The sequence below is a fragment of the Limnobacter thiooxidans genome, from assembly GCF_036323495.1.
In the GTDB taxonomy this organism is placed as follows: domain Bacteria; phylum Pseudomonadota; class Gammaproteobacteria; order Burkholderiales; family Burkholderiaceae_B; genus Limnobacter; species Limnobacter thiooxidans.
In genome coordinates this window covers 3,484,673-3,506,114 of the sequence record NZ_AP028947.1, presented here as the reverse complement: position 1 = coordinate 3,506,114, position 21,442 = coordinate 3,484,673, and the positions used below count along the sequence as shown (strand labels likewise).

Annotated in this window: 18 protein-coding genes; 9 read left to right on the top strand and 9 right to left on the bottom strand. The window is 55.5% G+C overall.

Annotation, left to right across the window (positions count from 1 at the left end):
* Positions 1-67 precede the first annotated feature (67 nt).
* Positions 68-964, bottom strand: coding sequence for an SDR family NAD(P)-dependent oxidoreductase (locus tag RGQ30_RS15960; RefSeq protein ID WP_130557279.1), 897 nt, complete (start codon positions 962-964; stop codon positions 68-70).
* A gap of 168 nt (positions 965-1,132) precedes the next feature.
* Between RGQ30_RS15960 and RGQ30_RS15955 the strand changes: the two genes are divergently transcribed.
* Complete coding sequence (locus RGQ30_RS15955; protein ID WP_298218273.1) at positions 1,133-1,828, top strand: TetR/AcrR family transcriptional regulator; 696 nt, start codon at positions 1,133-1,135, stop codon at positions 1,826-1,828.
* A 37-nt stretch (positions 1,829-1,865) separates the two neighbouring features.
* Here RGQ30_RS15955 and RGQ30_RS15950 read toward each other — a convergent pair whose 3' ends face one another.
* Positions 1,866-2,429, bottom strand: a complete 564-nt coding sequence (locus tag RGQ30_RS15950) for a c-type cytochrome (protein WP_130557281.1) — start codon at positions 2,427-2,429, stop codon at positions 1,866-1,868.
* A 262-nt stretch (positions 2,430-2,691) separates the two neighbouring features.
* On the opposite strand from RGQ30_RS15950, the gene RGQ30_RS15945 reads away from it, so the two are divergent.
* From RGQ30_RS15945 to RGQ30_RS15935, 3 genes are all read left to right on the top strand, one after another.
* Positions 2,692-3,252, top strand: a complete 561-nt coding sequence (locus RGQ30_RS15945) for a cytochrome b (RefSeq protein ID WP_298218270.1) — start codon at positions 2,692-2,694, stop codon at positions 3,250-3,252.
* 64 nt (positions 3,253-3,316) lie between these two features.
* Positions 3,317-3,886, top strand: coding sequence for a YceI family protein (locus RGQ30_RS15940; RefSeq protein WP_130557282.1), 570 nt, complete (start codon positions 3,317-3,319; stop codon positions 3,884-3,886).
* A 68-nt stretch (positions 3,887-3,954) separates the two neighbouring features.
* The gene (locus RGQ30_RS15935; RefSeq protein WP_130557283.1) at positions 3,955-4,548 is read left to right on the top strand and encodes a YceI family protein; all 594 of its coding nucleotides are present in this window, start codon (positions 3,955-3,957) and stop codon (positions 4,546-4,548) included.
* 66 nt (positions 4,549-4,614) lie between these two features.
* Here RGQ30_RS15935 and RGQ30_RS15930 read toward each other — a convergent pair whose 3' ends face one another.
* Positions 4,615-5,613: a TerC family protein gene (locus tag RGQ30_RS15930; protein WP_420915181.1), complete on the bottom strand. Its 999-nt coding sequence runs from the start codon at positions 5,611-5,613 to the stop codon at positions 4,615-4,617.
* Positions 5,614-5,741: 128 nt separating this feature from the next.
* Between RGQ30_RS15930 and RGQ30_RS15925 the strand changes: the two genes are divergently transcribed.
* A complete protein-coding gene (locus RGQ30_RS15925) occupies positions 5,742-6,614 on the top strand; it encodes a LysR family transcriptional regulator (protein WP_130557285.1) in 873 nt (290 codons plus the stop codon).
* A gap of 1 nt (position 6,615) precedes the next feature.
* Here RGQ30_RS15925 and RGQ30_RS15920 read toward each other — a convergent pair whose 3' ends face one another.
* The 4 genes from RGQ30_RS15920 to RGQ30_RS15905 form a co-directional block, all read right to left on the bottom strand.
* Positions 6,616-7,212, bottom strand: a complete 597-nt coding sequence (locus RGQ30_RS15920; protein ID WP_130557286.1) for a CBS domain-containing protein — start codon at positions 7,210-7,212, stop codon at positions 6,616-6,618.
* Between the two features lie 246 nt (positions 7,213-7,458).
* A complete protein-coding gene (locus RGQ30_RS15915; RefSeq protein ID WP_130557287.1) occupies positions 7,459-8,184 on the bottom strand; it encodes an esterase/lipase family protein in 726 nt (241 codons plus the stop codon).
* A gap of 86 nt (positions 8,185-8,270) precedes the next feature.
* Positions 8,271-10,466 carry a cyclic nucleotide-binding domain-containing protein gene (locus RGQ30_RS15910; RefSeq protein WP_130557288.1) on the bottom strand — a complete coding sequence of 732 codons (2,196 nt, stop codon included), beginning with the start codon at positions 10,464-10,466 and terminating at the stop codon, positions 8,271-8,273.
* A gap of 52 nt (positions 10,467-10,518) precedes the next feature.
* Entirely contained in the window at positions 10,519-12,030 is a 1,512-nt protein-coding gene (locus RGQ30_RS15905; protein ID WP_130557289.1) for a CoA-acylating methylmalonate-semialdehyde dehydrogenase, read from the bottom strand.
* 230 nt (positions 12,031-12,260) lie between these two features.
* On the opposite strand from RGQ30_RS15905, the gene RGQ30_RS15900 reads away from it, so the two are divergent.
* The 4 genes from RGQ30_RS15900 (at position 12,261) to RGQ30_RS15885 (ending at position 20,536) form a co-directional block, all read left to right on the top strand.
* Complete coding sequence (locus tag RGQ30_RS15900) at positions 12,261-15,005, top strand: penicillin acylase family protein (protein ID WP_130557290.1); 2,745 nt, start codon at positions 12,261-12,263, stop codon at positions 15,003-15,005.
* 127 nt (positions 15,006-15,132) lie between these two features.
* Positions 15,133-16,122, top strand: coding sequence for an ABC transporter substrate-binding protein (locus RGQ30_RS15895; protein WP_130557291.1), 990 nt, complete (start codon positions 15,133-15,135; stop codon positions 16,120-16,122).
* A complete protein-coding gene (locus RGQ30_RS15890; RefSeq protein WP_130557292.1) occupies positions 16,119-18,836 on the top strand; it encodes a hybrid sensor histidine kinase/response regulator in 2,718 nt (905 codons plus the stop codon). The genes RGQ30_RS15895 and RGQ30_RS15890 overlap by 4 nt, the downstream gene beginning before the upstream one ends.
* Before the next feature lie 83 nt (positions 18,837-18,919).
* The gene (locus RGQ30_RS15885; RefSeq protein ID WP_130557293.1) at positions 18,920-20,536 is read left to right on the top strand and encodes an ATP-binding protein; all 1,617 of its coding nucleotides are present in this window, start codon (positions 18,920-18,922) and stop codon (positions 20,534-20,536) included.
* Here RGQ30_RS15885 and RGQ30_RS15880 read toward each other — a convergent pair.
* Complete coding sequence (locus RGQ30_RS15880) at positions 20,533-20,889, bottom strand: Hpt domain-containing protein (RefSeq protein WP_130557294.1); 357 nt, start codon at positions 20,887-20,889, stop codon at positions 20,533-20,535. The genes RGQ30_RS15885 and RGQ30_RS15880 overlap by 4 nt on opposite strands.
* Positions 20,890-20,923: 34 nt before the next feature.
* Complete coding sequence (locus RGQ30_RS15875) at positions 20,924-21,367, bottom strand: acyl-CoA thioesterase (protein ID WP_420915148.1); 444 nt, start codon at positions 21,365-21,367, stop codon at positions 20,924-20,926.
* Positions 21,368-21,442: the final 75 nt, after the last annotated feature.

The window sequence follows — 21,442 nt, the reverse complement described above, 5'->3', positions numbered from 1 at the left end:
TTACCCAATAAAAAAACGCGGCAGTCTTTAGACTAACCGCGTTCTGCAGGCAAAACCAAGCGGGTGTTTACGCGCTTTGGGTCTGTTTTTCTGAGGCCTTGCGCTTTTTGCGTGCAATTTGCTTGTCGCGCATCTTTTTCATCTGGCCGACGATAATGGCCTGATAGGTTTCAGGCAGTGTGCGAACCATGGCGTCCATTGCAACGGCGTCCGGGCCAACCAGGATGCGGCGCTTGTTGCCCTTGACTGCTTTCAGAATGATGTCTGCAGCTTTTTCAGCAGAAGTGATGAAGAATTTCTCGAAGAATTCCTTGCCTGCCTCGGAATCGGCGCCAGTGAATTCTTCAATTTCTGGAGAAGCCACGCTTTTGCGAGCAATCGCTGTCTTGATACCGCCTGGGTGAACGCTGGTGGCTGATACGCCGCAGTTCATCATGTCCAGTTCCTGACGCAGGCTTTCAGTGAAGCCGCGCACCGCGAACTTGGTTGCGTTGTAGGTGGACTGGGTGGGCTGTGCGCACAGGCCAAACAGGCTGGATGTGTTGATGATGTGGCCTTCACCGGATGCCTTCAGGTGGGGCAGGAATGCTTTGGTGCCATACACCACGCCCCAGAAGTTGATGCCCATGATCCACTCGAACTTGTCGTAGTCGATGTGTTCAACAGGGGTTGCGTAAGCCACACCCGCGTTATTGAAAATCAGGTTGACCTTGCCGTGGTCTTTCGCAGTTTGATCTGCCCAGGCGTACATGGCGTCGCGGTTGGACACATCCAGTTGCTGGCTGGTGACCTTGATGTTGGGGTTTGCAGCTTTGACCAGTTTGACTGTTTCAGCCAGGCCCTTGGTGTCGACATCGGAGATGGACACATGGCAGCCATCCTTGGCCAGTTGCAGGGCCAGGGTACGGCCCATTCCAGATGCTGCACCCGTGATTGCGGCCACTTTGCCGTTGAATGATTTCATGTGTCGGTCTCCGTTATGTTGAACAAGGCCCAAACCCGTGCTGGCAGGCACCGGGTTTTGTCGGCACAATTGGGCCGAACCTTGTTTTGTAATTTGACAATCGTGGTTGTCAATTTAATGTTGGCCCTGCATACTGTCAATGCCTATTTTTTGAGTTTCCCCTCCAATATGAATGCGAAAGCACCCGATCAAATCGCGAAGGCCGCCGGGCGGCGCTATCGCGGTGTGTCCAATGAAATCCGCCAGGCAGAGCGACGCCTGAAGTTGATCGAGGCAGGCATCAAGGTGTTCGGGTCTAGCGGCTATCACGCAGCCACAGTGAAAGGCCTGTGCCAGGAAGCCGGGTTGACCGAGCGATATTTCTACGAAAGTTTCAGCAACGCCGAGGCCTTGTTCACGGCCTGTTACCTGCACATCACGGACACCCTGCGTGAGAGGTTGCAGCAAGTTCTGTTGGGCATGGAAGACGACAACCTGGAGCAGGCCACCCGAACTGGGCTGGGTGTGTTTTTCAACCAGTTCAAGGAAAGCCCTCAAGCTGCGCGCATATTGCTGGTGGAGGTGTTGACGGTGAACCGCCATCTGGAAGAGTTGTCTTTGAAAACTTTGTACAGCTTTGTCGAAATGCTGGAAACCCTGGCCAAGCCCTTGATTGAGCAGCGCAAGGACGGTGGTGTGTCGGGTTTGGATTCAACCCTGTTGGCATCAGGTTTGGTGGGTTCGGTGCTTTACATGGCTGCCCGCTGGAGCCTGGATGGCTGTAAAAAGCCGGTAGACGATGTGGTTGAAAACGCCATGCTGATTTTTCGTGGCGTGGGCGTGATGCTGGTTCAACCGCAGGCCTCAACAAAAAACCCGCTGTGAAAGCGGGTTTTTTTGTACTCGGTACTTGCCTGGCTATTTACTTGGCTGCTTCAGCGGCCGGTGATGCGGCTTCGCCTTCAGCAGCGGGTGCTTCAGCTGGAGCTGCGGGTTCGGGTGCTTTGAAATCAGCGCCCACTTCTTTGCCCATGTAGACCACGGCACGGGCTACTTCGATGTCATCCAAGTCTGCGTTGCCGCCTTTGGCAGGCATGGCACCGATACCATTCACGGCATGCTTCCACAGGGTGTCAAAACCTTGACCCAAGCGAGCGGCCCATTGACCCTGATCACCCAGTTTGGGCGCACCGGCTGCACCTGCGGTGTGGCAGGCTGCGCAGGCGGCTGCATAAACCTGCTCGCCAGTTTTCAACACTTTGGGGGCGTTGGCGTCTATAAATTCGATGGTGCCTACAGGCGCCAGTCGGGCTGCAATCGCTTCTTCAGAAAACGCATTGCTGCCAGCGGCTGGTTTTTCACTGCTGCTGACGTAGTTGGCCAACAGGATAATGACAAAAATCGGAATGACAAAGGAAGCGACGACCGCATAAATGAGTTGCTTCGGTGTCTTGATTAGAAGTTCGTGTTCGTTCGAATCGCTCATACGACGTCCTGATTGAGTGCGCTGGGTTGATACGTGAGTCCAATGTGCTCTTGCTGTGCTCTCGCGGTGCTTTTGTAGTGCTTTAGCCATACACACAGCCGGGGGTTTAAAAACCACCGAAACGCTGCGCATATTCTAAGCGTATTGTCCGCACAGGCGTGTACGCAGCATTAAAACAACTGTAAATTGTATCTTGAAAAAGACTTTGAGCCCAACAATTTATTGCGGGCTCTTCAGGCACGCACGGTAGAGGGACACAAATTTGAAAAGCGCACTGAGCGAGAATCACCGGTATGGTTTGCCGATGGTGGTGATTCACTGGCTGATGGCCCTGGGTATTCTGACTGCGTTTGCGGTCGGTTTGTACATGGTGGACATTCCAGGGATCACGCCATTCAAACTGAAACTGTTTAACTGGCACAAGTGGCTGGGCGTGACACTTTTCACGCTGGTGCTGCTCCGCATGGTGGTCAGAATGGTGTCAAAAACACCGAAGTACCCGGCGCATTGGGGACACAACACTGTGTTGTTTGCCAAGTTGGGGCATTTTGCCCTGTATGTGTTGATGCTTGGGGTGCCCACGTTCGGTTATTTGTACAGCCTGGCATCGGGTTTTCCTGTGGTGTGGTTTGGGGTGATTGAGTTACCGGTGTTGATCGACAAAGACCCGGGACTGAAAGACTTGTTCAAGACCCTGCATGAACTTTCTGCAAAAGGTTTGGTCTTTTTGGTGGCAGGGCATGTGTTGATGGCCCTGAAACACCATTTTATGGACAAGGACCGTGTTCTGGGTCGAATGATTCCGGGCGCGAAGGTTGATTGAGGATGAACGACCTATTGCGGTAGGGAATCACCGAGATTCAAATCAAGTACCAGCAGGACCCAACATGATTCATCGATCAGTTTTTTCCCGTTCGGCCGCTGTGGCTGGGCTGGTTTTTGCAGGTTTGGCAGCACCGGCACTGGCCGCGCCAATTGATACAAGCCAAAGTGAAGTGAAGGCCACCTTCAAGCAATTCAATGTGCCGGTAACAGGCAATTTCAAGAAATTCGCAGGTGACGTGCAGTTCAACCCGGCCAAACCCGCTGAGACGAAAGCCACTTTGAGTGTAGACACGTCGAGCTATGACCTGGGGGATCCAGAGTACAACAAGGAAGTGGCTGGCAAAGACTGGTTCGATTCAAAAAATCACCCCAAGGCCACCTTCACGATTACGGGTGTAACAGGCACAGGAAACAATCTTCAAGCCACAGGCGATTTAACCATCCGTGGCATTAAAAAGCCCTTGAAGTTTCCAGTCAAAATTCAGACTGCAGGTGGCAAACACACGTTGACTGGTAAAACCCAGGTCAAGCGCCTGGATTACAAGGTAGGCGCCGATGGCGAATGGGGCGACACCAGCCTGGTGGCCGATGAAGTGGTGATCGATTTCAAACTGGTGATGCCTGCCAAGTAGGTAAATATTCTGGCAGACATTGCTTTCAAGTACACAGCAATACACAGATAAACAACAAGGAGTCAGGGATGTTCAAGCAAGTATCAAAAACAGTGTTGGCCAGTGCAATGGCCTTGGGTATGGTGGGCGCAGCGTCTGCCGCGGTAGACACTTACATTGTGGACCCCAGCCACACATTTCCGTCATTCGAAGCAGACCACATGGGCGGTTTGTCCCTGTGGCGCGGGCAGTTCGAGAAGTCCAAGGGCACTGTGACCCTGGACCGTGCCAACAAAACCGGTACCGTGAACATTGAAATTGAAGCGGCCAGCCTGGACTTTGGCCACGGCAAGATGAATGAGCATGCCAAGGGAGTGGACATGTTTGACGTGGAAGCGCACCCCACTATCACCTACAAGGCCAGCAAAATGCGTTTTGAAGGCGACAAGCCCGTGGAAGTGCTGGGCGACCTGACGCTGAAGGGCATTACCAAGCCGGTGCCTTTGAAGATTAATACCTTCAAGTGCATCATGCACCCCATGAAGAAAGCCGAAGTGTGTGGCGCCGATGCCGTGGCCGAATTCAAGCGCACGGATTTTGACTTGGGCTATGCGGTGGACAAGGGCTTTTTCCCGGAAGTAAAAGTGTTGATCACCATTGAAGCGGTGAAGCAGCCCAAGTAAACCAGGATGTAAATAAAAAAAAAGGCCGGTGATTGACGTCACCGGCCTTTTTATTTGCTGCAGAGATTACTTGTTTTCTGTCGCGTGTCCCAGTTTTTCAGCCTGGTTGTCGCCGCGTGTTTTCCACAGCGAGAACACTACACCACCGGCGATCAGACCCAAGGTCACGCTGAGAGACAGCGCGGGCGGGAATTTGCCAATGAAGTTCACCAGGAAAATCTTGCTGCCAATGAACACCAGCACCAGGGCCAAAGCGTACTTCAGGTAGTGGAAACGGTGGATCATTGCGGCCAGGGCAAAGTACAGTGCACGCAAACCCAGGATCGCGAAAATGTTGCTGGTGTACACGATGAACGGGTCGGTCGTGATCGCGAAAATAGCGGGCACCGAATCGACAGCGAAGATCAGGTCCACAAATTCGATCAGAATCAGCGCCAGCAACAGGGGCGTTGCGAAACGCACCACCTTGCCGGTTTTCGGATCAGGCTCGTTCACCACGAAGGCATTGCCGCGCAGGCCGTCAGTAACCCGCATGCGTTTGCGCAGGAACTTCAGGATCGGATTGTTCTCGATGTCGGGCTCGCTGTCGGCCATGAACCACATCTTGATACCGGTGAGGACCAGGAAAGCGCCGAACAGGTAGAGCACCCAGCTGAATTCCGTGACCAGTGCGGCACCCAGGCCAATCATGATGGCGCGCAATACAATCACGCCCAAAATGCCCCAGAACAGCACGCGGTGCTGGTATTGGCGGGGAATGGCAAAGAACGAGAAGATCATGGCAATGACGAACACGTTGTCCATGGACAGCGATTTTTCAATGGCGAAGCCGGTGAAGTAGTTCATGCCACTTTCTGCACCCAAGTACCACCACACCCAACTGCCGAATAGCACGGCGGCGCTGATGTAGCCTGCTGAAAGCAGCAGACTTTCCCGAACGCCGATTTCCTTGTCGTCGTTGTGCAATACACCCAGGTCAAAGGCGAGCAGGGCCACCACAATGCTGATGAACAACAGCCAGATCCATGCGGCGGTGCCCAGAAAATCGGTTTGCATGAATTCCATTAAAACGTCCACTTTATTACTCCATTAGGGTTGAATTGAAGACCGTGTCATATTCGCTGAGTTGATACTGAGGAAAAATAAGTATTTAATGGAGTGTTACTGCGGTTTTTACGAAGTTGAGGTTGCGCATGTCATTGAACTATCGCCATTTGCATTATTTCTGGATGGTGGCCAAGGAAGGTGGCTTTGCCCGTGCGGCCGAGCGCATGGACATGGCCATTCAAACCATCAGCGCACAGGTGCGCGAACTGGAAAAAGATTTGGGGCACCAGTTATTGAAGCCTGCTGGACGGGGTGTGGCCTTGACCGATGCAGGGCAGGTGGCTTTTGCCAAGGCGGAAGAGATTTTTCAGCTCGGTCAAAGCCTGCCAGAGCTGGTGCGGGCGGTGGCCAGCAAACCCCAGCAGCGTTTCAAAATTGGTTTGTGCGATGGTATTTCCAAGCTGGCGGTGCACGCCCTGTTGAAACCCGTGCTGGGTACACCCGATTTGCACCTGACCTGCCACGAAGGTGAGCCCGAGCAGTTGCTGGCCGAGTTGGCCCTGCATCACCTGGACTTCGTGTTTGCCAGTCAGCCTCCACCGGCCAACCCGAATTTGCGTATGCAAAGCCGGGTGTTGAGTACATCGGCAGTGGACTGGTATGGTGCATCCGCCTTGGTGAAAAAAGGCAGTGCCAGTCATTTTCCGCAATGTCTGGCGCAGTTGCCAGTGTTGCTGCCCACCGGGCATTCAAGGCTGCGGGTTGATTTGAATCACTGGTTTGAACAGCACGCGATTGTGCCCCACGTGGTGGGCGAGTTCGAGGACAGCGCCTTGATGTCCGTGTTTGCCGCAAGGGGCTTGGGAGTCTTTCCAGTTAACCGACTGGGCGTGAATGACACGGGAACCTTAAGTGGGCTTCGACTGCTGGGGCAGTGTGACGACCTGCATGAGGCCATTCATGGTGTTTGGAATGTGCGCGGAATCGACCACCCGCTGGTGGTCGAAATCCTGAAGTAAATCAGGCTGCGGCTACTGCAGCCTCAATTTCTGCAAAGGTGCTGGCCTTGACTGGGTCCATGACCGGAATACCCATTTGCCGGGCAATCTGAGTGGAGGAGAACAGCCCAACCACGCGCATGGTGCCGCTGCGGTTGTCGACCACCAAGGCGTGCTGCCGATTGTGTTCGCGCAGTGTTGCGATGATGTGGCCCACTTCTGCGCGGGACACCGCACCAAATTCCAGAAACTCCAGGTCAGGCAACTTGACCATTACGTCGCTGACCGTGAGTTCAGGCACATTGCGGTTGCTTGCCGCGGCTTGTTGAATGGCCCGTTCGCCAGCAAGGTCGTTTGCAGTGAGCAGACCTTGCAAATTGCCCTGGCTGTTGCGCACGAACAGCAACTTCACGCCGCAAACAATCATGGTGGTGCGGGCTTGCTCCAGGGTTTCAGAACCGGAAATGCTGACTGGGTGAATCCGACGCAGGTCGGTCATGGCGTCAAAGGCAGGCGAATCGGCGGTGAGTTTCAACGGGCGACTTGGGTCACTGACCGTGATGGTGTCGGTTGCGCCGGCGCTGATGTGTTCAAGCGATTGGTAATGTTGTCGAATCATTGTTGGGTACCCTCTTCGTGCACACAGTCTTGTAGCGATCGCTGGCCTGAGGCCAGCGGGCGGATTTGCAGGACGGACTGCGCGCAAAAGGGTACAGGCACAAGGGTTTGTTGCCTTGTGTCGTGGCAGTGCAAGCACCGTCCACTAGAGATTGAGTGTACTCCCACAGGTAAAAGTTTCAAGTCAGTAGAAGCCCGGAGGACACAATTGATCCCCCACGTATTCAAGCGATTGAAACGGTGGGTTTTACTTCAAAGGGGTGCCCAAGGCATAGGGCAGCAGGTTCATGACTTCCTTGCTGACGCCCATGGCCAAGTGAGGTGTTTCAATTTCAATGTGTTCTACATTGGGGCTGAAACGGTCGATGCAGGCCTGCCAGCTGACGATGGAGTCTTTCTTGCAATAAAGCGCCACGATGGGGCAGACAATGGGATGCTCGAAACGCTTGAGTGTGCTGTTCTCGATGGATTCCACATCCAGCCCGCGGATGTCGTAGAGGGGCTTCACGGCCGTGTACTTTGGGCCGCCGATCACCGGGCTGCCAATGGTGACAATGCGGCTGACGTTCTGCTGCACCTCACGCGCGGCCTCGCGGGCCAGGTAACCACCCAGGCTCCAGCCCAGCAGTTTGATGGGGGCTTGCGCTTCGTCTGACAGGTTCTTGATGTCGGCAATCACTTGCGGCATCAGTTTGCCCACTTCGCCGTGGTTAAAACCGGCAGACCAATGCACGGCCTTGTAGCCCAGGGAATCCAGGTAACGCTTGATGAAGGTCATGCTGCTGGAACTGGCGCCAAAGCCAGGCATCAGCAAGACAGTTTGGCCTTGCCCAACATTTTTACGGGCCAGAAAACGCCAGCCCACAGCCAGTTTGGCTGCTTCAAAAGGCGTACGCGCCTCACCCAGCAACAAGCTCAGCTTGGGTTGTCCAATGGTATTGCCGTAGCGTTTTTCGAATTCAGCTTTGTTCATGGGGCATTGCAGGATTGTGTATACCCGAGAAAATACGGCATCGCAGTGCGGACCACAAAGAGGAATCCCTCTAGTGGTGCAGCGTTTTACTGGGTCAATGCCAGGCTTTGATTGGCCAGACGTATGCGCAGGGCCAGTTCACGGGCGAGGTTGTTCTGGAGTGTTTGCACCAGGTCGGTTTCCTGGCGCGACAGGGCTTCAAATTGATTCAGTGGCAGAAAGAGTACCGTGCAGGGTGTGTCGGCCCGAACGGTGGCCGAGCGGGGTTTGCCGTCGATCAAGGCCATTTCTCCCACCATGCTGCCGGGGCAGAAGCGCATCAGCCTTTCATTGCTGTGGCCTGTGTGGTGCCAGGCGCTGAGCTGGCCGTGTTCCAGCACGTAAAGGCCGCAGGGTTGAGCACCTTCGCTGAACAGGGTTTGCCCAGCGCCGATGTCAAGCCGGGTCCAGTAGTGGGCAAAAGTGTCCGCTCGGCTTGTGCTCATGTGGTCGCACAGGTGGCTGTCGCGCAGTGTTTGAAGGGCGTTGCCGGTTGGTGTGTTGTTGGCGTGTGTGTCGTGTGCCAGCAGCTGGTTTTCAATTTGCCAGAATGCATCGTCCACATGGTTTTGAATGGCAACACCCTGGGCGGTCAGGGTTTGGCGCAGCAGGCCTTCGCCGCCCAAGGGTTGGGTTGGCGTGTTGGGCAGCACGGCCACTGTGTTTTTGGGGCAAAGGCTTTGCCTGAGCAACCTGTCAATACAGGCACAGGCGGTGTCGTCGATATAACGAAGTTGGGTGAAGTCGAGCAAAACGGACTGGGCCTGTGCCAGTTCGTCCTGAAGTCGGATTGAAATGGCCGGGGCATTTCCAAAAAACAGGTTGCCATCAAACCGAACCCAGGCCAAGTGTTCGAAGGCTGTGTCCAGTTGCTGCCGGTGTGCGCGGGGGCGCATGCTGCGTGACCGGGCTGCCGGTTTGAATTCAATGCTGCGCAGCCCGCTGCTGGACTGTTGCTGCAGAAAATAAGCGGCGACGAACAACACGCCTGCCAGTGTACCGATCAAGAGATTGCTCAACCCGGTGACCAGCACCATGCTGAATACAACCCACACGGTGAACCGTTGGGTGGGCGCCATTTGCCGGCGGCGCGCTGGCGACAAAAAGCGCGCGACAAGTTGCAGCGTGGTGCCTTGGATCAGGAACAGGGAACTGAGCGCCACGGCGGTGGCCAATATGTGCAAGGGCAGGTGGGGAAGAATGGGCCAGGTGGCCGCGAGAAACAGAAGCAGGAGCAAGGCATACCAACCTTCACTCTGGCGGTGTTTGGCACCCAGGCCCAGGCCTGCATTGCTACGGGAAACGTAGTTGGAACTGGGCAGTGCCAGGGCCAGCCCGCATAGCACATTGGCCGCGGCCAGTGTGTTCAGTTCCCGGCGGGTGTTGTGGCGTGTGCCCAAGGCCTGGTCCACTTGCAACATGGCCTGCATGCTTTCCAGCACAACCAGCAGGGCCAGAACGGCCGCACCCACCAGCAGTTGAAGCAGCAGGCCAGGCGTATTCAAAAACAGGTCGGGCAAACTGCCTGCCGCTGTGGAAATTTCCGCGGTGGTGTAGGCCCAAAGGGGGTGGCCGGGCGTTGCAGCCACAGTTTGTACTGAAAGTTCGCCAGGCCAAAAAGCCAGCAACAAGGCATGCACCGCGAAACCGCAGGACAGCCCATAAAACAGCCCCAGCGGATTGGGCCGAACGGCCCGAAAATACATGAGCACGGCAATGGTGAGTGCCGATACGCCTAATGCCATGACGGAGAATGCCGCCGGCACTTGAATGGCCTGCACCACGGTGGTGTACACCGCAAAGCCCACCATGGCGGGTAGCAGTTTGTAGGCGGAGAACAGGCCCAGCGTGGTGTTCATGCCGATCAGCACCGGGGCGGGCAAAAACTGCATCAACTTGCCAAGCCCTTGACGCTGGGCCAGCGCGACAAACACACCGGCCAGCACCAGTTCAAGGGCCAGCAAGAGCATGAGTTCGGTGTGGTTGGTCGTGGCTTGTTGAAACCCCAGCAGTGAGCCTGCAACAATTAGCGCGGTGGAAGACCGTGGGCCTCCAAATTGCACCGGAGCCTTGCCAAAAAGGGCGCCGACTGCGCCGCCCAGCAGGGCACTGGCCAACCCGGCATAGATGCCGTAGGCAACGCCAGCCTGCCCCAGCGGGGCGAAGGCCAGCATGCCATAGACAATTGCCTGAGCGTAACCACCGAATGCAACCAGTGCGCCCGCTTTGAATTCGGTGTTCAAGGAAAAATTCGCGCAGCCAAGGTTGGATTAAAAGCAGTCTACGCGAATTGGTTTATTTCGAGGTGGGCATCACGAATTCAGCCCCTTTCTCGATGCTATCTGGCCAGCGCTGCATGATGGACTTCTGGCGAGTATAAAAACGCACGCCTTCTTCGCCATAGGCGTGCATGTCGCCAAACAGGCTAGCCTTCCAGCCGCCAAAGCCGTGCCAAGCCATAGGCACTGGAATTGGCACGTTGATGCCCACCATGCCCACCTGCACCTGGCGCCCGAATTCACGGGCCACATTGCCGTCGCGGGTGTAGCAGCTGACGCCGTTACCGTACTGGTGGCTGTTGATCAATTCAAGCCCTTCGGCAAAGTTGGCCACGCGCACGCAACCTAGCACCGGCCCGAAAATTTCTTCCAGGTAAATGCGCATTTTGGGTTTGACGTCGTCGAACAGTGTGCCGCCGGTGTAAAAACCATTCTCGAAACCCGCAGGCTTCTGGCCACGGCCATCCACCACCAGGGTAGCGCCTTCGTCCACGCCAATTTGCACGTAGTCTTCAATGCGCTTCAGCGCTTCGGCGGTCACAATTGGGCCCATTTCGGCGGACAAATCCATGCCGTCGGTCACTTTCAGGGTTTTCAAGCGCTCAGCCAGTTTGGGGATCAGGCGGTCACCCACATCGCCCACCAGTACCGCTACGGAAATGGCCATGCAGCGTTCCCCCGCACTGCCGTATGCGGCACCGATCAATGCGTCGGTGACCTGGTCCAGGTCTGCATCGGGCATGACTAGCAAGTGGTTTTTCGCACCGCCCAGGGCCTGCACGCGCTTGCCGTTGCGTGCACCGGTTTCGTAAATGAATTTGGCAATGGGTGTGGAGCCCACAAAGCTTAATGCGGCCACATCCGGGTGGTTCAGCAAGGTTTCAACCGCCAGCTTGTCGCCGTGCACCACGTTGAACACGCCGTCGGGCAGGCCAGCTTCTTTCAACAGGTTCGCCATGAAATTGGCGGCGCTGGGGTCGCGTTCGCTGGGTTTCAGCACGAAGGTGTTGCCGCAGGCAATGGCCACGGGGAACATCCAGCAAGGCACCATGCACGGAAAGTTGAATGGCGTAATGCCGGCCACCACGCCCACGGGCTGGCGCAGGGTCCAGTTGTCGATGTTGGTGGACACCTGCTCGGTGTAATCGCCTTTCAGCAGTTGGGGAATGCCGCAGGCAAATTCAATGATGTCGATGCCACGGCTGACCTCGCCTTGAGCGTCGGTGAATACCTTGCCGTGTTCGGCCGTGATGATGGCGGCCAGTTCGTCACGGTGCTGGTTCATCAGCCCCAGGAATTTGTTCATGATGCGCGCGCGTTGCAACGGGGGCTTGTTGGCCCAGGCGGGCAGGGCGGCCTTGGCGGCTTCAACAGCGGTGTTGACGGTAGCCACATCGGCCAACTCAACCTGGCGGGCCACTGCCCCAAGCGACGGGTTGAACACATTGGCTGTTTTTGAGCCTGATTTGCTCAGGCTGTTGCCATTGATGAAGTGGGCGACTGTTTGATCGTTTGTGTAGGGTTGCATGGTGTAAAAGCCCGCTGATTTGCCTCTGGAAGCTGAGTATTGTGGCGCAAGGCAGTGGCCTGTTGAATCGGTGCTTACACCAAGCAGGGGAAATTGTGAGGTAGATCAAAAATTTACTGACACAGTGTCAGTAAAGCACTGATTTTTAATCCATTTTCTGTTTGCGGCGGTATGAGTTAGACAAGGCCTGCAATGAATAGGGCCGAAAAAAAGCAGAGGAGACGGTGGTGATGACAGGCTTGAACAACAGGGCCGCGTTGCGGCGTGCGCGATTGGTTGCAACAGCAAGCGCAGCTGTGCTGGTGTTGACAGCCTGTTTGGGCAGCAACCGGGACGACATTGCGGGCACCGATGGCCGCACCAACCCCAGCGAAGTCGAACTTCAATACGACGTCAGCATTACCCGCACCACCTACGGTGTGCCCCACATTCGCGCGAAAGACTTCGGTAGCCTGGGTTACGGGCAAGGCTATGCTTTTGCGCAAGACAACCTGTGCGTGTTTCTGGAAGACCTGCTGACCATTCGCGGGGAACGGTCACGATTTTTTGGTCCCGATGGCAGTTACAGTATTCCAGCAAATGGGTCGACGGCCAACAATGTGGCCAGCGACTTTTTCTGGAAAAGCCTGTTCGCTTTTGAGGAAGAGGGCGCAGACGGCGTGGTGCGCAACGCCTGGCAACGCACCCGCGACAAAACCATTCCCGATTACCAGAAAGTGGTGACAGGCTATGCCGATGGCATGAACCGTTACATTTCGGAATTGAAAGCCGGAGAACACCAGTACACGAAACCCGATGGCAGCAAGGTACCAGCACACGCAGCCTGCGCCAATGCGGAGTGGCTGAAACCCGTGACCACCGACGACCTGTACCGCCGTTTTGTGCGTTTGGCCGTGCTGGCCAGCAGCTCGGTGTTTGTCACCGAAATTGGCAACGCCCAACCACCGGGCCTGTTGCCCGGCTTGCCTGCCGGCGGCGCTGCGCCCGGCCTGCCAGCCCTGCCAGGGCTTTCCGCATTGCCGGTGGCCAACGCTGGCAATAAAGCCGACTCCAAGGCCAACTTCAAAGGGATTGACCTAAGCCCTGCTCAGCAAGTGGCCTTGTTGAAGGCATCGCCCAACCCCTTTACGGCCATGCAAAACAAGGACCATTTCGGCAGCAACATGTACGCCTTTGGCAAGGATGCAACCGCCAATGGCGAGTCGCTGGTGTACGGCAACCCGCACTTTCCCTGGAAGGGCACAGAACGCCTTTACCCAAGCCACAACGTTCTGGAATTGAATGGCGAAAAGGCAATGGACATCATGGGTGTGGGCCTGTACGGCGTGCCTGCAGTGTTGATTGGCTTCAATGAACACGTGGCCTGGAGCCACACGGTGTCAACCGCCTTCCGGTTTACGTTGTACCAGTTGCAGATCAACCCCGCCAACCCCACGCAATACATGTACGACGGGGAAATGCGGGACATGATCGCGCTGCCGATTGAAATTGAAGTGAAGCAGGCCAATGGCAGTATCACCAAGCAGCAGCGCACCCTGTACAGGTCGCATTTTGGGCCCATGCTGGTGCTGCAAGCCAGTGGTGTTCCGGTATTGGGCTGGAACCAGTTGATGGGCTTCAGCCTGCGCGATGCCAACCTGGAAAACGACCGACTGATCAACCAATTTGCAAAATGGAACATGGCCAAGTCGCTGGAAGAGTTCATTGGCCTGCACGGCAGTGAATTGGGTGTGCCTTGGGTCAATACGGTCGCCAGCGGGCCGGGCAAGCCGGCTTACTATGGCGACGTGACGGTGGTGCCGCACGTGACCAATGCCAAAGTGGCCAGCTGCGCGGCAGAACCCTTCAATACCGTGGTGGGGCAATTGTCGCCTGGCTTGCCAGTGCTGAACGGAAGCCGGCAGGCCTGTGAATGGGGCAGCGACCCGGACGCCCCGGCCCCCGGCATTTTTGGTGCAGGCAACCTGCCCAAACTGATGCGCGACGACTATGTCACCAATTGCAACGACAGTTACTGGCTGACCAACCCCAAACAACCTTTGGTGGGATTTGCGCGAATTATTGGTGATGAAAACGCCGAGCGAACTTTGCGCACACGCCTGTGCACCCTGCAGGCCGAACGGCGATTGGCAGGCACAGACGGCCGGGCGGGCAACAAGTTCACGCAGGACAACCTGAAAGACATTGCACTGAGCAGCGAAATCCATTCTGCCACCCTGGCCAAACAGACCGTGCTGGACACGGTGTGCAAACTGCCCGTTGTGTTGGGCAGCAACCTGATGCCGGTTCAAACCGCTCCGGCTTGTGGTGCATTGTCAGCCTGGGACGGCAAAGCCAACCTTGACAGCAAGGGTGCCCACCTGTGGCGTGAATTCTGGAGCCGTGCCATTGCCAACCCCGGTGGTTTGCCCGTGGGTGTTCCGCAATTGCATTTGCCAATCGACAACCCGCTGCCTGTTTCACTGCCCACCAACCTGTGGGCCAACGGGTTCAGTGCATCCAATCCGGTGAACACGCCCAATACTCTGAATGTGGCCAATCCATTCACGCTGGCTGCGTTTGGCGATGCCATTCAGGCCGTTCAGTCAGCCGGTTTTGCGCTGGATGCGCCTTTGGGCTCCATTCAGAAGTCGGGAATACACGCAAGTGCCACGCCAATTTTTGGCGGCACCAGCCCTGAAGGCGCGTTCACCATTGTGAGCACTGAGCCTGATCGCCTGGATGCCGAAGGCTACAAGGTCACTTATGGCAACAGCTACATTCAGGCCGTGACCTGGGATGAAAATGGCACGCCGCAAGCCGATGCATTCCTGACCTATTCGGTGTCCACCGACCCGGCCAGCCCGCATTTCGATGATTACACCAAGGCGTATTCACAAAAGAACTGGCACCGCCTTCCGTACACCGATGCGCAAATCGAGGCGGCTAAAATTGGCGAAGCCAAGGTTTTGAAGGTGCCCAAAGTGGGGGGTTGAAAAAACAGGGCCAATTGACAACAAGTGTAAAGTTACAAAATAGGGGGGTGAATACCCCCTCATTACTGAATTGCTTGTTTGTAAAGTGAGCATGCTAGATGGGTTAACCTTTTTGATAAGCTGACCCGTGCCCAAGCCCCACCCTTTTCGGCGTATTTTTACCATGCTGTTTTGCGCGCTGGCGGGCCTTTGTTCGATTGCCTGGTCAAGCGAGCCCCGCATTGCAGTGTCCAAATCACCCTTGTCTTTGCCTTTTTACGTGGCGCGGGAAAAAAACCTGTTCGCCCGCCACAAAGTGCAGCCAGCATTGGTTGAATGCCTGGGTGGCAGCCGTTGCATAAAGGAAATGATCGAAGGCCGTGCCGACATGGCCACTGCGTCCGAACTGCCTTTCATGTTTGAGGTGTTTGAAGGCAGGCCAATCACCTTGATTGCCACATTCGCCACCAACAAAGACGATATGAAGTTTGTGGTGCGCAAAGAGATCATCAAGGGCGGTGTCAAGGCCTTGGTGGGCAAGCGCATTGGGTTTGTCAATAAAACCGCGTCCCATTACTACAAGGATTTGCTGTTGCTGTATTACGGCATTGATCCCCAATCCATTGTGGCGGTGCCCATGCTTCCAGAAGCATTGGCCATGGCCCTGTCAAAGGGTGAGGTCGATGCCGTTTCTGCTTGGGAGCCCTGGGGCTACGCAGCTCGAGGCTTGGGAGGCAACACGGTCACCGTGCTTGATTCCCCCAAGCTGTACAGCCAAACCTTCAACCTGCTTGCAAACAACAACTACCGGTTGACCCAACTGCGCAAAATGACGGGCGTACTGGCCGCGTTGGATGAAGCCATCCAGTTCATCAAGAAAAATCCGGCAGAAGCGCGGCAGATTCTGGCGCGGGACGTCGGCATGGATCCGGAAACCATCAAGGTGGTTTGGTCCGATTACCAGTTTGAGTTGACCTTGCAGCAATCCCTGGTGACCACTCTGCAAGGCCAGGCGCGTTGGGCGCGTGGGGAAGGTCATGTAAGCCAGTCCCTGGCCGACCCGGAGTTCCTGCATTTTATTGATTCCAGTCTGTTGCGAAAGATCAGGCCCAACGCTGTGGATTTTGTATACCCATGAAACCTTTGATTCGACTTAAGCACGGCGTCTTGATCGCCCTGATGTTATTGATGGGCCTGACCATCGCTGCTACTGCAACTGTACTTTCCATCAATCAGGAGCGTAACGAAATCCTGAAGCAGTACGAGGCCGCGAAACAAATTTCGCGTTTGTCCACGCGCATGTTGGTGTTGACGCACACGGTGTCCACCTATAACACAGAGACCAATACTCGCCAATGGTGGGCGGTCCACCAGTCCATTTCCAACGAATTGGATGCACTAAGTTTTTCGGAAGAAAGTGCAGAATTATCAGCCCGGCTGGAAGAACGGCTGGGCGACCTGGCCGGTCTTTTCAGTGGCTTCGCCAGTTCGATTCCCGAACGGGACAATACCTTGAGTTTGCGCCGGAACAGTGTATTGACCGATCGCCTGATTGCCGAGGCTGAACAGCTCAGTGAGCTGAGTTACAAGGTGGCCGACATGGCTTTCACGCGTTATGAGGGTTTGACTCAAAAGCGGAAAGAGATCGTCTTGATGTTTGCAGGCCTGTTCGCGGCCAATGCTTTTTTGCTCTTGTTGCTGATTCGATTCCGGGTGGTAAAACCTCTTGAGCACATTGAAAGCATGGCCAATGAAATGAGGCGCGGCAACCTGGCTGCTCGCTGTCGCTTGCCAGAAGGCGACGAACTGGGCGATGTGGCTGGCGCCCTGGATGCGCTTGCAATTGAACTTGAAAACCGGCTGGGTGACCTCACTGCAAGCACTCACTTGCTGGAAGTGGCGGGCCGCATGTGCGGTGTAGGCGCCTGGACCTTGAATGTGGTCACCAGCGAGTTGAACTGGTCGAAACAGGTTTACGACATTCTGGAGGCAGACTTCACCCGGCAGCCCACGCTGGAGGAATCTTTTGGCCTTTACACAGAGGAATCTGCAGAAAAAATCACAAGGATCTTGGACGATGCCGTTCGCACCGGCTGCAATGTCAATGCTGAGCTGCAACTGCGCACCTACAAGGGCAATCTGATTTGGGTACATGTATTTGGTGAGGTGATTTTTCAGGGTCAAGGTGCATTGCGAAGACCTTGGGTGATTCGGGGGGCTTTCCAGAACATCACCGCGCGCAAGCAGGTGGAAGAAGAAATTCGGCAGGCCAAAGAAGAGGCTGAGTCCGCCAACAAAGCCAAAAGTGAATTTCTGTCCAACATCAGCCACGAAATTCGCACGCCCTTGAATGCCGTAGTCGGCCTGGCCTACATTCTGAAGCAGAGCAAACTGGATTCTTCCCAGCTGGAATTTGTGGGCAAACTGGAAAATGCAGGCCGTGGCTTGATTGACCTGGTCAGCGGTGTGCTGGACGTGACCAAGCTTGAAGCGGGTGCCATGGAGCTGGAAACGCGTCAGTTTTCGGTCCGCAATGTCCTGGATTCCCTGACTGACCTCATGACGGGTGCCCTCCGCGACAAGCCGATTGAGTTCATCGTGTCTGTGGCGCCCAACGTGCCAGACAGCCTGATGGGTGACGAAACCAAGCTGCGGCAAGTTTTGGTGAATCTGGCCGGCAATGCCATCAAGTTCACTGAAAACGGCTACGTCAAGGTGGGCGTGTCCCTGGACCAGATTGACGCTGAGAATTGCGCGCTTCGCTTTGTGATTCAAGACACCGGCCTGGGCATGGATGCGGCTGCAATGAAACGGTTGTTTCAATCGTTTTCGCAGGCGGATTCCTCCATTTCACGGCGCTTTGGTGGTACCGGCATCGGTTTGGCCCTCAGCCAGAAGCTGGTTGAACTGATGGGGGGCACCATTTCTGCGGTGAGTGCACCTGGGCAAGGAAGCCTGTTTGCGTTTTCGTTGATGTTGAGCATGGGCTCGCAAAGCAGCCGAACGCCTTCGCCGAATGAATTGGCCTACGATGTGGTGGTTGTGGACAGCTTCAAACCCCAGCTTGACAGCTTGAACCAGATGACGGAATGGTGTGGCGTGCCCTCACTCGGTTTCGTCAACTCGCAGCAAGTGTTGGCTTTGCCGCAGGGAACCCGCCCCAGGCTGTTCATTGTCAACAGCCAGTTGAAAGAAATGACAGGTCTTGATCTTGCACAGAAAATCAAGGAAGTCCATGCGCCCGGTACGGCCCGCGTGGCGTTGATGGTACGGCCCAAGGAACTGGAGCAGATTCAGGACTCCTTGACCGCCGGGCAATGCGATGCGGTGTTGATGAAGCCCGTGTCATTTGCCGCCTTGAAAAACACCCTTCAGGAACTGACTGGTGACGCAGCCAGCACGGCCTTGGCAGTGAGTCGACAGAAACACCACAACGAGTGGGTGTTTCTGACTGGTTTGAAGGTGCTGGCAGTGGACGACCACAAGCTCAATCTCATGATTCTGAAAAAAATCCTCGAAACCCACGGTGCCGAGGTGATTTTGGCCGAATCTGGGCAGACGGCCATTCATGTGTTGTCCCAGCCCAGGCAATCGGGCGTGGATGTGTGCCTGATGGACGTACAAATGCCCGACATGGATGGCATGGACACCTGCAGGCACATTCGCGAGCAGATGGGTCTGACGCACTTGCCCATTCTTGCACTGACTGCAGGCGTGATGGAGGCTGACCACGAGCTGGCACGCAATTCCGGCATGAATGAAGTCCTGGTCAAACCCTTGCAGATTGACAAGGTCCTGGGCGCGGTCAAACGCTGGGGCAAGCCGCTTGAATCAAGCGCTCAAGTACAATAAAAAAACGGGAATTGCGCCGGCAGGTACCTGAAACCCTTGCCAGGCGCGTGCGCGCGACGAACTAAAATCCAAGGTGGGTCAAAATGAACAACGTCAATGAATACCTGCCACACGGCTTCTGTATTGCCTGGAATCCGCAATTGCTGGCCATGCATGTCATTTCCGACCTCCTGATCGCGATTGCCTATTTCTCCATTCCGCTGGGCATTCTGTATGTGGCCAGGCGCCGTCCCGACGCAGTTTTTCAACCCATTTACTACCTGTTTGCGGCATTCATCCTGGCTTGCGGCGTAACCCATGTGATGGGCATTCTCACGTTGTGGATTCCCCTCTACTACGCCCAAGGGATCGCCAAGGTCGTCACGGCGCTGGTTTCCGTCACCACGGCCATTTACCTGGTACCGAAGTTGAAGCACATCATGGCTTTGCCCGACCTGGGCAAGCTCACCCAGATCAATTCCACGTTGGCCCAGGAAGTGGAGTCCCGGCGGCAAAGCGAGACTTCGCTTCGTCATTCCCAGGAGTTGGCGCTACAGGCCCAAAAAACGCAAGCCGCTTTTCTGGCCAACATGAGCCACGAAATCCGGACTCCCATGAACGGGGTGCTGGGTACGCTGGACCTGTTGCTCGACACCGAATTGAAACCCGAACAGCATCAACTGGCCTCCGCCTCCAAACGCAGTGCGGGTTTGTTGCTGAGCCTGCTCAACGACATCCTCGACATTTCCAAAGTGGAAAGCGGGTTGATGGTGCTTCGCGAGGGCGAGCTTCAACTGGCCGACCTCTTCACCGATGTAAATGCGGCCCTGTCCTGCGAAGCCAGCAACAAGGGCATTGCGCTGTTGTGTCCTTCGGAAAGCCTGCCTGCCTCGGTTTACCTGGGCGACGCGGTTCGCATGCGGCAAGTTCTGTTGAACCTGGTGGGCAATTCCGTGAAATTCACTGACCAAGGGCAGGTTGAGGTCAGTTGCCGCGAAGTGTCGCGAACCGGTGCACAGGCTGTACTTGAATTCCGGGTCAAGGACTCGGGCATTGGTATTGCACCAGAGCATCAGCAGAACCTGTTCAGGCGCTTCACCCAGGTGGATAACTCGACAACCCGTCGTGCGCAGGGCAGTGGCCTTGGCTTGGCGATTGTCAAAGAACTGGTTGAACTGATGGGTGGTCAGGTTCGCTTAAGCAGTGAGCCAGGGCAGGGCACTGAAGTGGTTTTTTCCTTGAAGCTGGCCGTGCTGTCAGATGAGGTAAAAACAACGTCAGCCCCCTTGCCCGTACCGGCTGCTCCGGTACACCCGGAGCCCGTACCCTCGTTTTTGGGTCGCGTACTCGTGGTGGAAGACTCGGTCATGAACCAGATGGTGGTGTGCAAGGTTCTGGAGCGTCTGGGGCTGGAATCCAAAGTGGCCAACAATGGTCAGGAAGCCATTGACATGCTGCGCAGCGAAGCCTTTGACCTGGTGCTGATGGATGGACAAATGCCGGTGATGGATGGCTATGAAGCCACCACCCTGATTCGAAGAGGTTCGGTGCCGGGTGTAAACACTCGCATTCCGGTGGTGGCCTTGACGGCGCATGCCATGGTGGGGGAAGACAAAAAATGTTTTGACGCCGGCATGAATGATTACCTGATCAAACCCCTCGACAGAAGCAAACTGATCGAAGTGCTGGCCAAATACCTGAAAAGGTCTGAAGGTACCTAGTCATTCTGAAGGGCTTTGCGAAGCGACTGAATATTTTGGGCCATCTGCATCAATAGTTCGAGTGTTTGAATGCAGGCCGCCAGGTTTGCTGAATTTGAAAACTGTTCCAGTGACAGGATTTCAGATGAAAACCGGGTCAGTCCCAGGTTTTCAGCCACTCCCTTGAAGTAATGGGCCTTGCGGGACAACGCCGCCCAATCGGATTGACGAAGCAGATCCTGAAAATTTGGTTGTTCAGCAATGAACTCCGCCAGGAACATGTCCAGAATTTCGAGCAACAAGGCTGAGTCGCCGCACAGGCGATCCAGAGCCACTTCCACATCCATTTCTGAAGACAGCGTTGTAAGGTTCATGGTGAAATTCAATGAAAAGAGCAGTCAACCATCACTATAAATTGTTCATTCGCTCTTCGTGTTCCTTGCGCAGCATCTTTCGCAACTCTGCGTTGGCTTGCCGCTTTTTTTCTTCGTCTGTCTGAGGTTGCAGGGCAGGCACCTTGGCCGGCGTGCCATCTTCATTCATCGCCACCATGGTGAAAAAACAGCTGTTGGTGTGGGTGGCTATGCCCTTGTGAATGTCTTCGGACACCACCTTGATGCCGACTTCCATCGACGTGTTGCCCGTGTAGTTGACGCTGGCGAGAAAGGTCACCAGTTCGCCTACTCGGATGGGCTGTCGAAACAGTACCCTGTCCACAGACAAGGTCACCACATACATGCCCGCATACCGGCTTGCGCAGGCATAGGCCACCTGGTCCAGCAGCTTCAGGATGTGCCCCCCATGAACCTTGCCGCTGAAGTTGGACATGTCGGGTGTCATCAGAACAGTCATGCTGAGTTGATGATTGGGAAAAAGGGCCATGGTCTTGAGGGCAGGAGTGAACAAGTAAAACAGTGTATCGCGCTT

Coding starts and splice junctions, on each gene's coding strand:
- RGQ30_RS15960 (WP_130557279.1), bottom strand. CDS start 964: ATGAAATCATTCAACGGCAAAGTGGCCGCAATCACGGGTGCAGCATCT.
- RGQ30_RS15955 (WP_298218273.1), top strand. CDS start 1,133: ATGAATGCGAAAGCACCCGATCAAATCGCGAAGGCCGCCGGGCGGCGC.
- RGQ30_RS15950 (WP_130557281.1), bottom strand. CDS start 2,429: ATGAGCGATTCGAACGAACACGAACTTCTAATCAAGACACCGAAGCAA.
- RGQ30_RS15940 (WP_130557282.1), top strand. CDS start 3,317: ATGATTCATCGATCAGTTTTTTCCCGTTCGGCCGCTGTGGCTGGGCTG.
- RGQ30_RS15935 (WP_130557283.1), top strand. CDS start 3,955: ATGTTCAAGCAAGTATCAAAAACAGTGTTGGCCAGTGCAATGGCCTTG.
- RGQ30_RS15930 (WP_420915181.1), bottom strand. CDS start 5,613: ATGGAATTCATGCAAACCGATTTTCTGGGCACCGCCGCATGGATCTGG.
- RGQ30_RS15925 (WP_130557285.1), top strand. CDS start 5,742: ATGTCATTGAACTATCGCCATTTGCATTATTTCTGGATGGTGGCCAAG.
- RGQ30_RS15920 (WP_130557286.1), bottom strand. CDS start 7,212: ATGATTCGACAACATTACCAATCGCTTGAACACATCAGCGCCGGCGCA.
- RGQ30_RS15915 (WP_130557287.1), bottom strand. CDS start 8,184: ATGAACAAAGCTGAATTCGAAAAACGCTACGGCAATACCATTGGACAA.
- RGQ30_RS15905 (WP_130557289.1), bottom strand. CDS start 12,030: ATGCAACCCTACACAAACGATCAAACAGTCGCCCACTTCATCAATGGC.
- RGQ30_RS15900 (WP_130557290.1), top strand. CDS start 12,261: ATGACAGGCTTGAACAACAGGGCCGCGTTGCGGCGTGCGCGATTGGTT.
- RGQ30_RS15890 (WP_130557292.1), top strand. CDS start 16,119: ATGAAACCTTTGATTCGACTTAAGCACGGCGTCTTGATCGCCCTGATG.
- RGQ30_RS15885 (WP_130557293.1), top strand. CDS start 18,920: ATGAACAACGTCAATGAATACCTGCCACACGGCTTCTGTATTGCCTGG.
- RGQ30_RS15880 (WP_130557294.1), bottom strand. CDS start 20,889: ATGAACCTTACAACGCTGTCTTCAGAAATGGATGTGGAAGTGGCTCTG.
- RGQ30_RS15875 (WP_420915148.1), bottom strand. CDS start 21,367: ATGACTGTTCTGATGACACCCGACATGTCCAACTTCAGCGGCAAGGTT.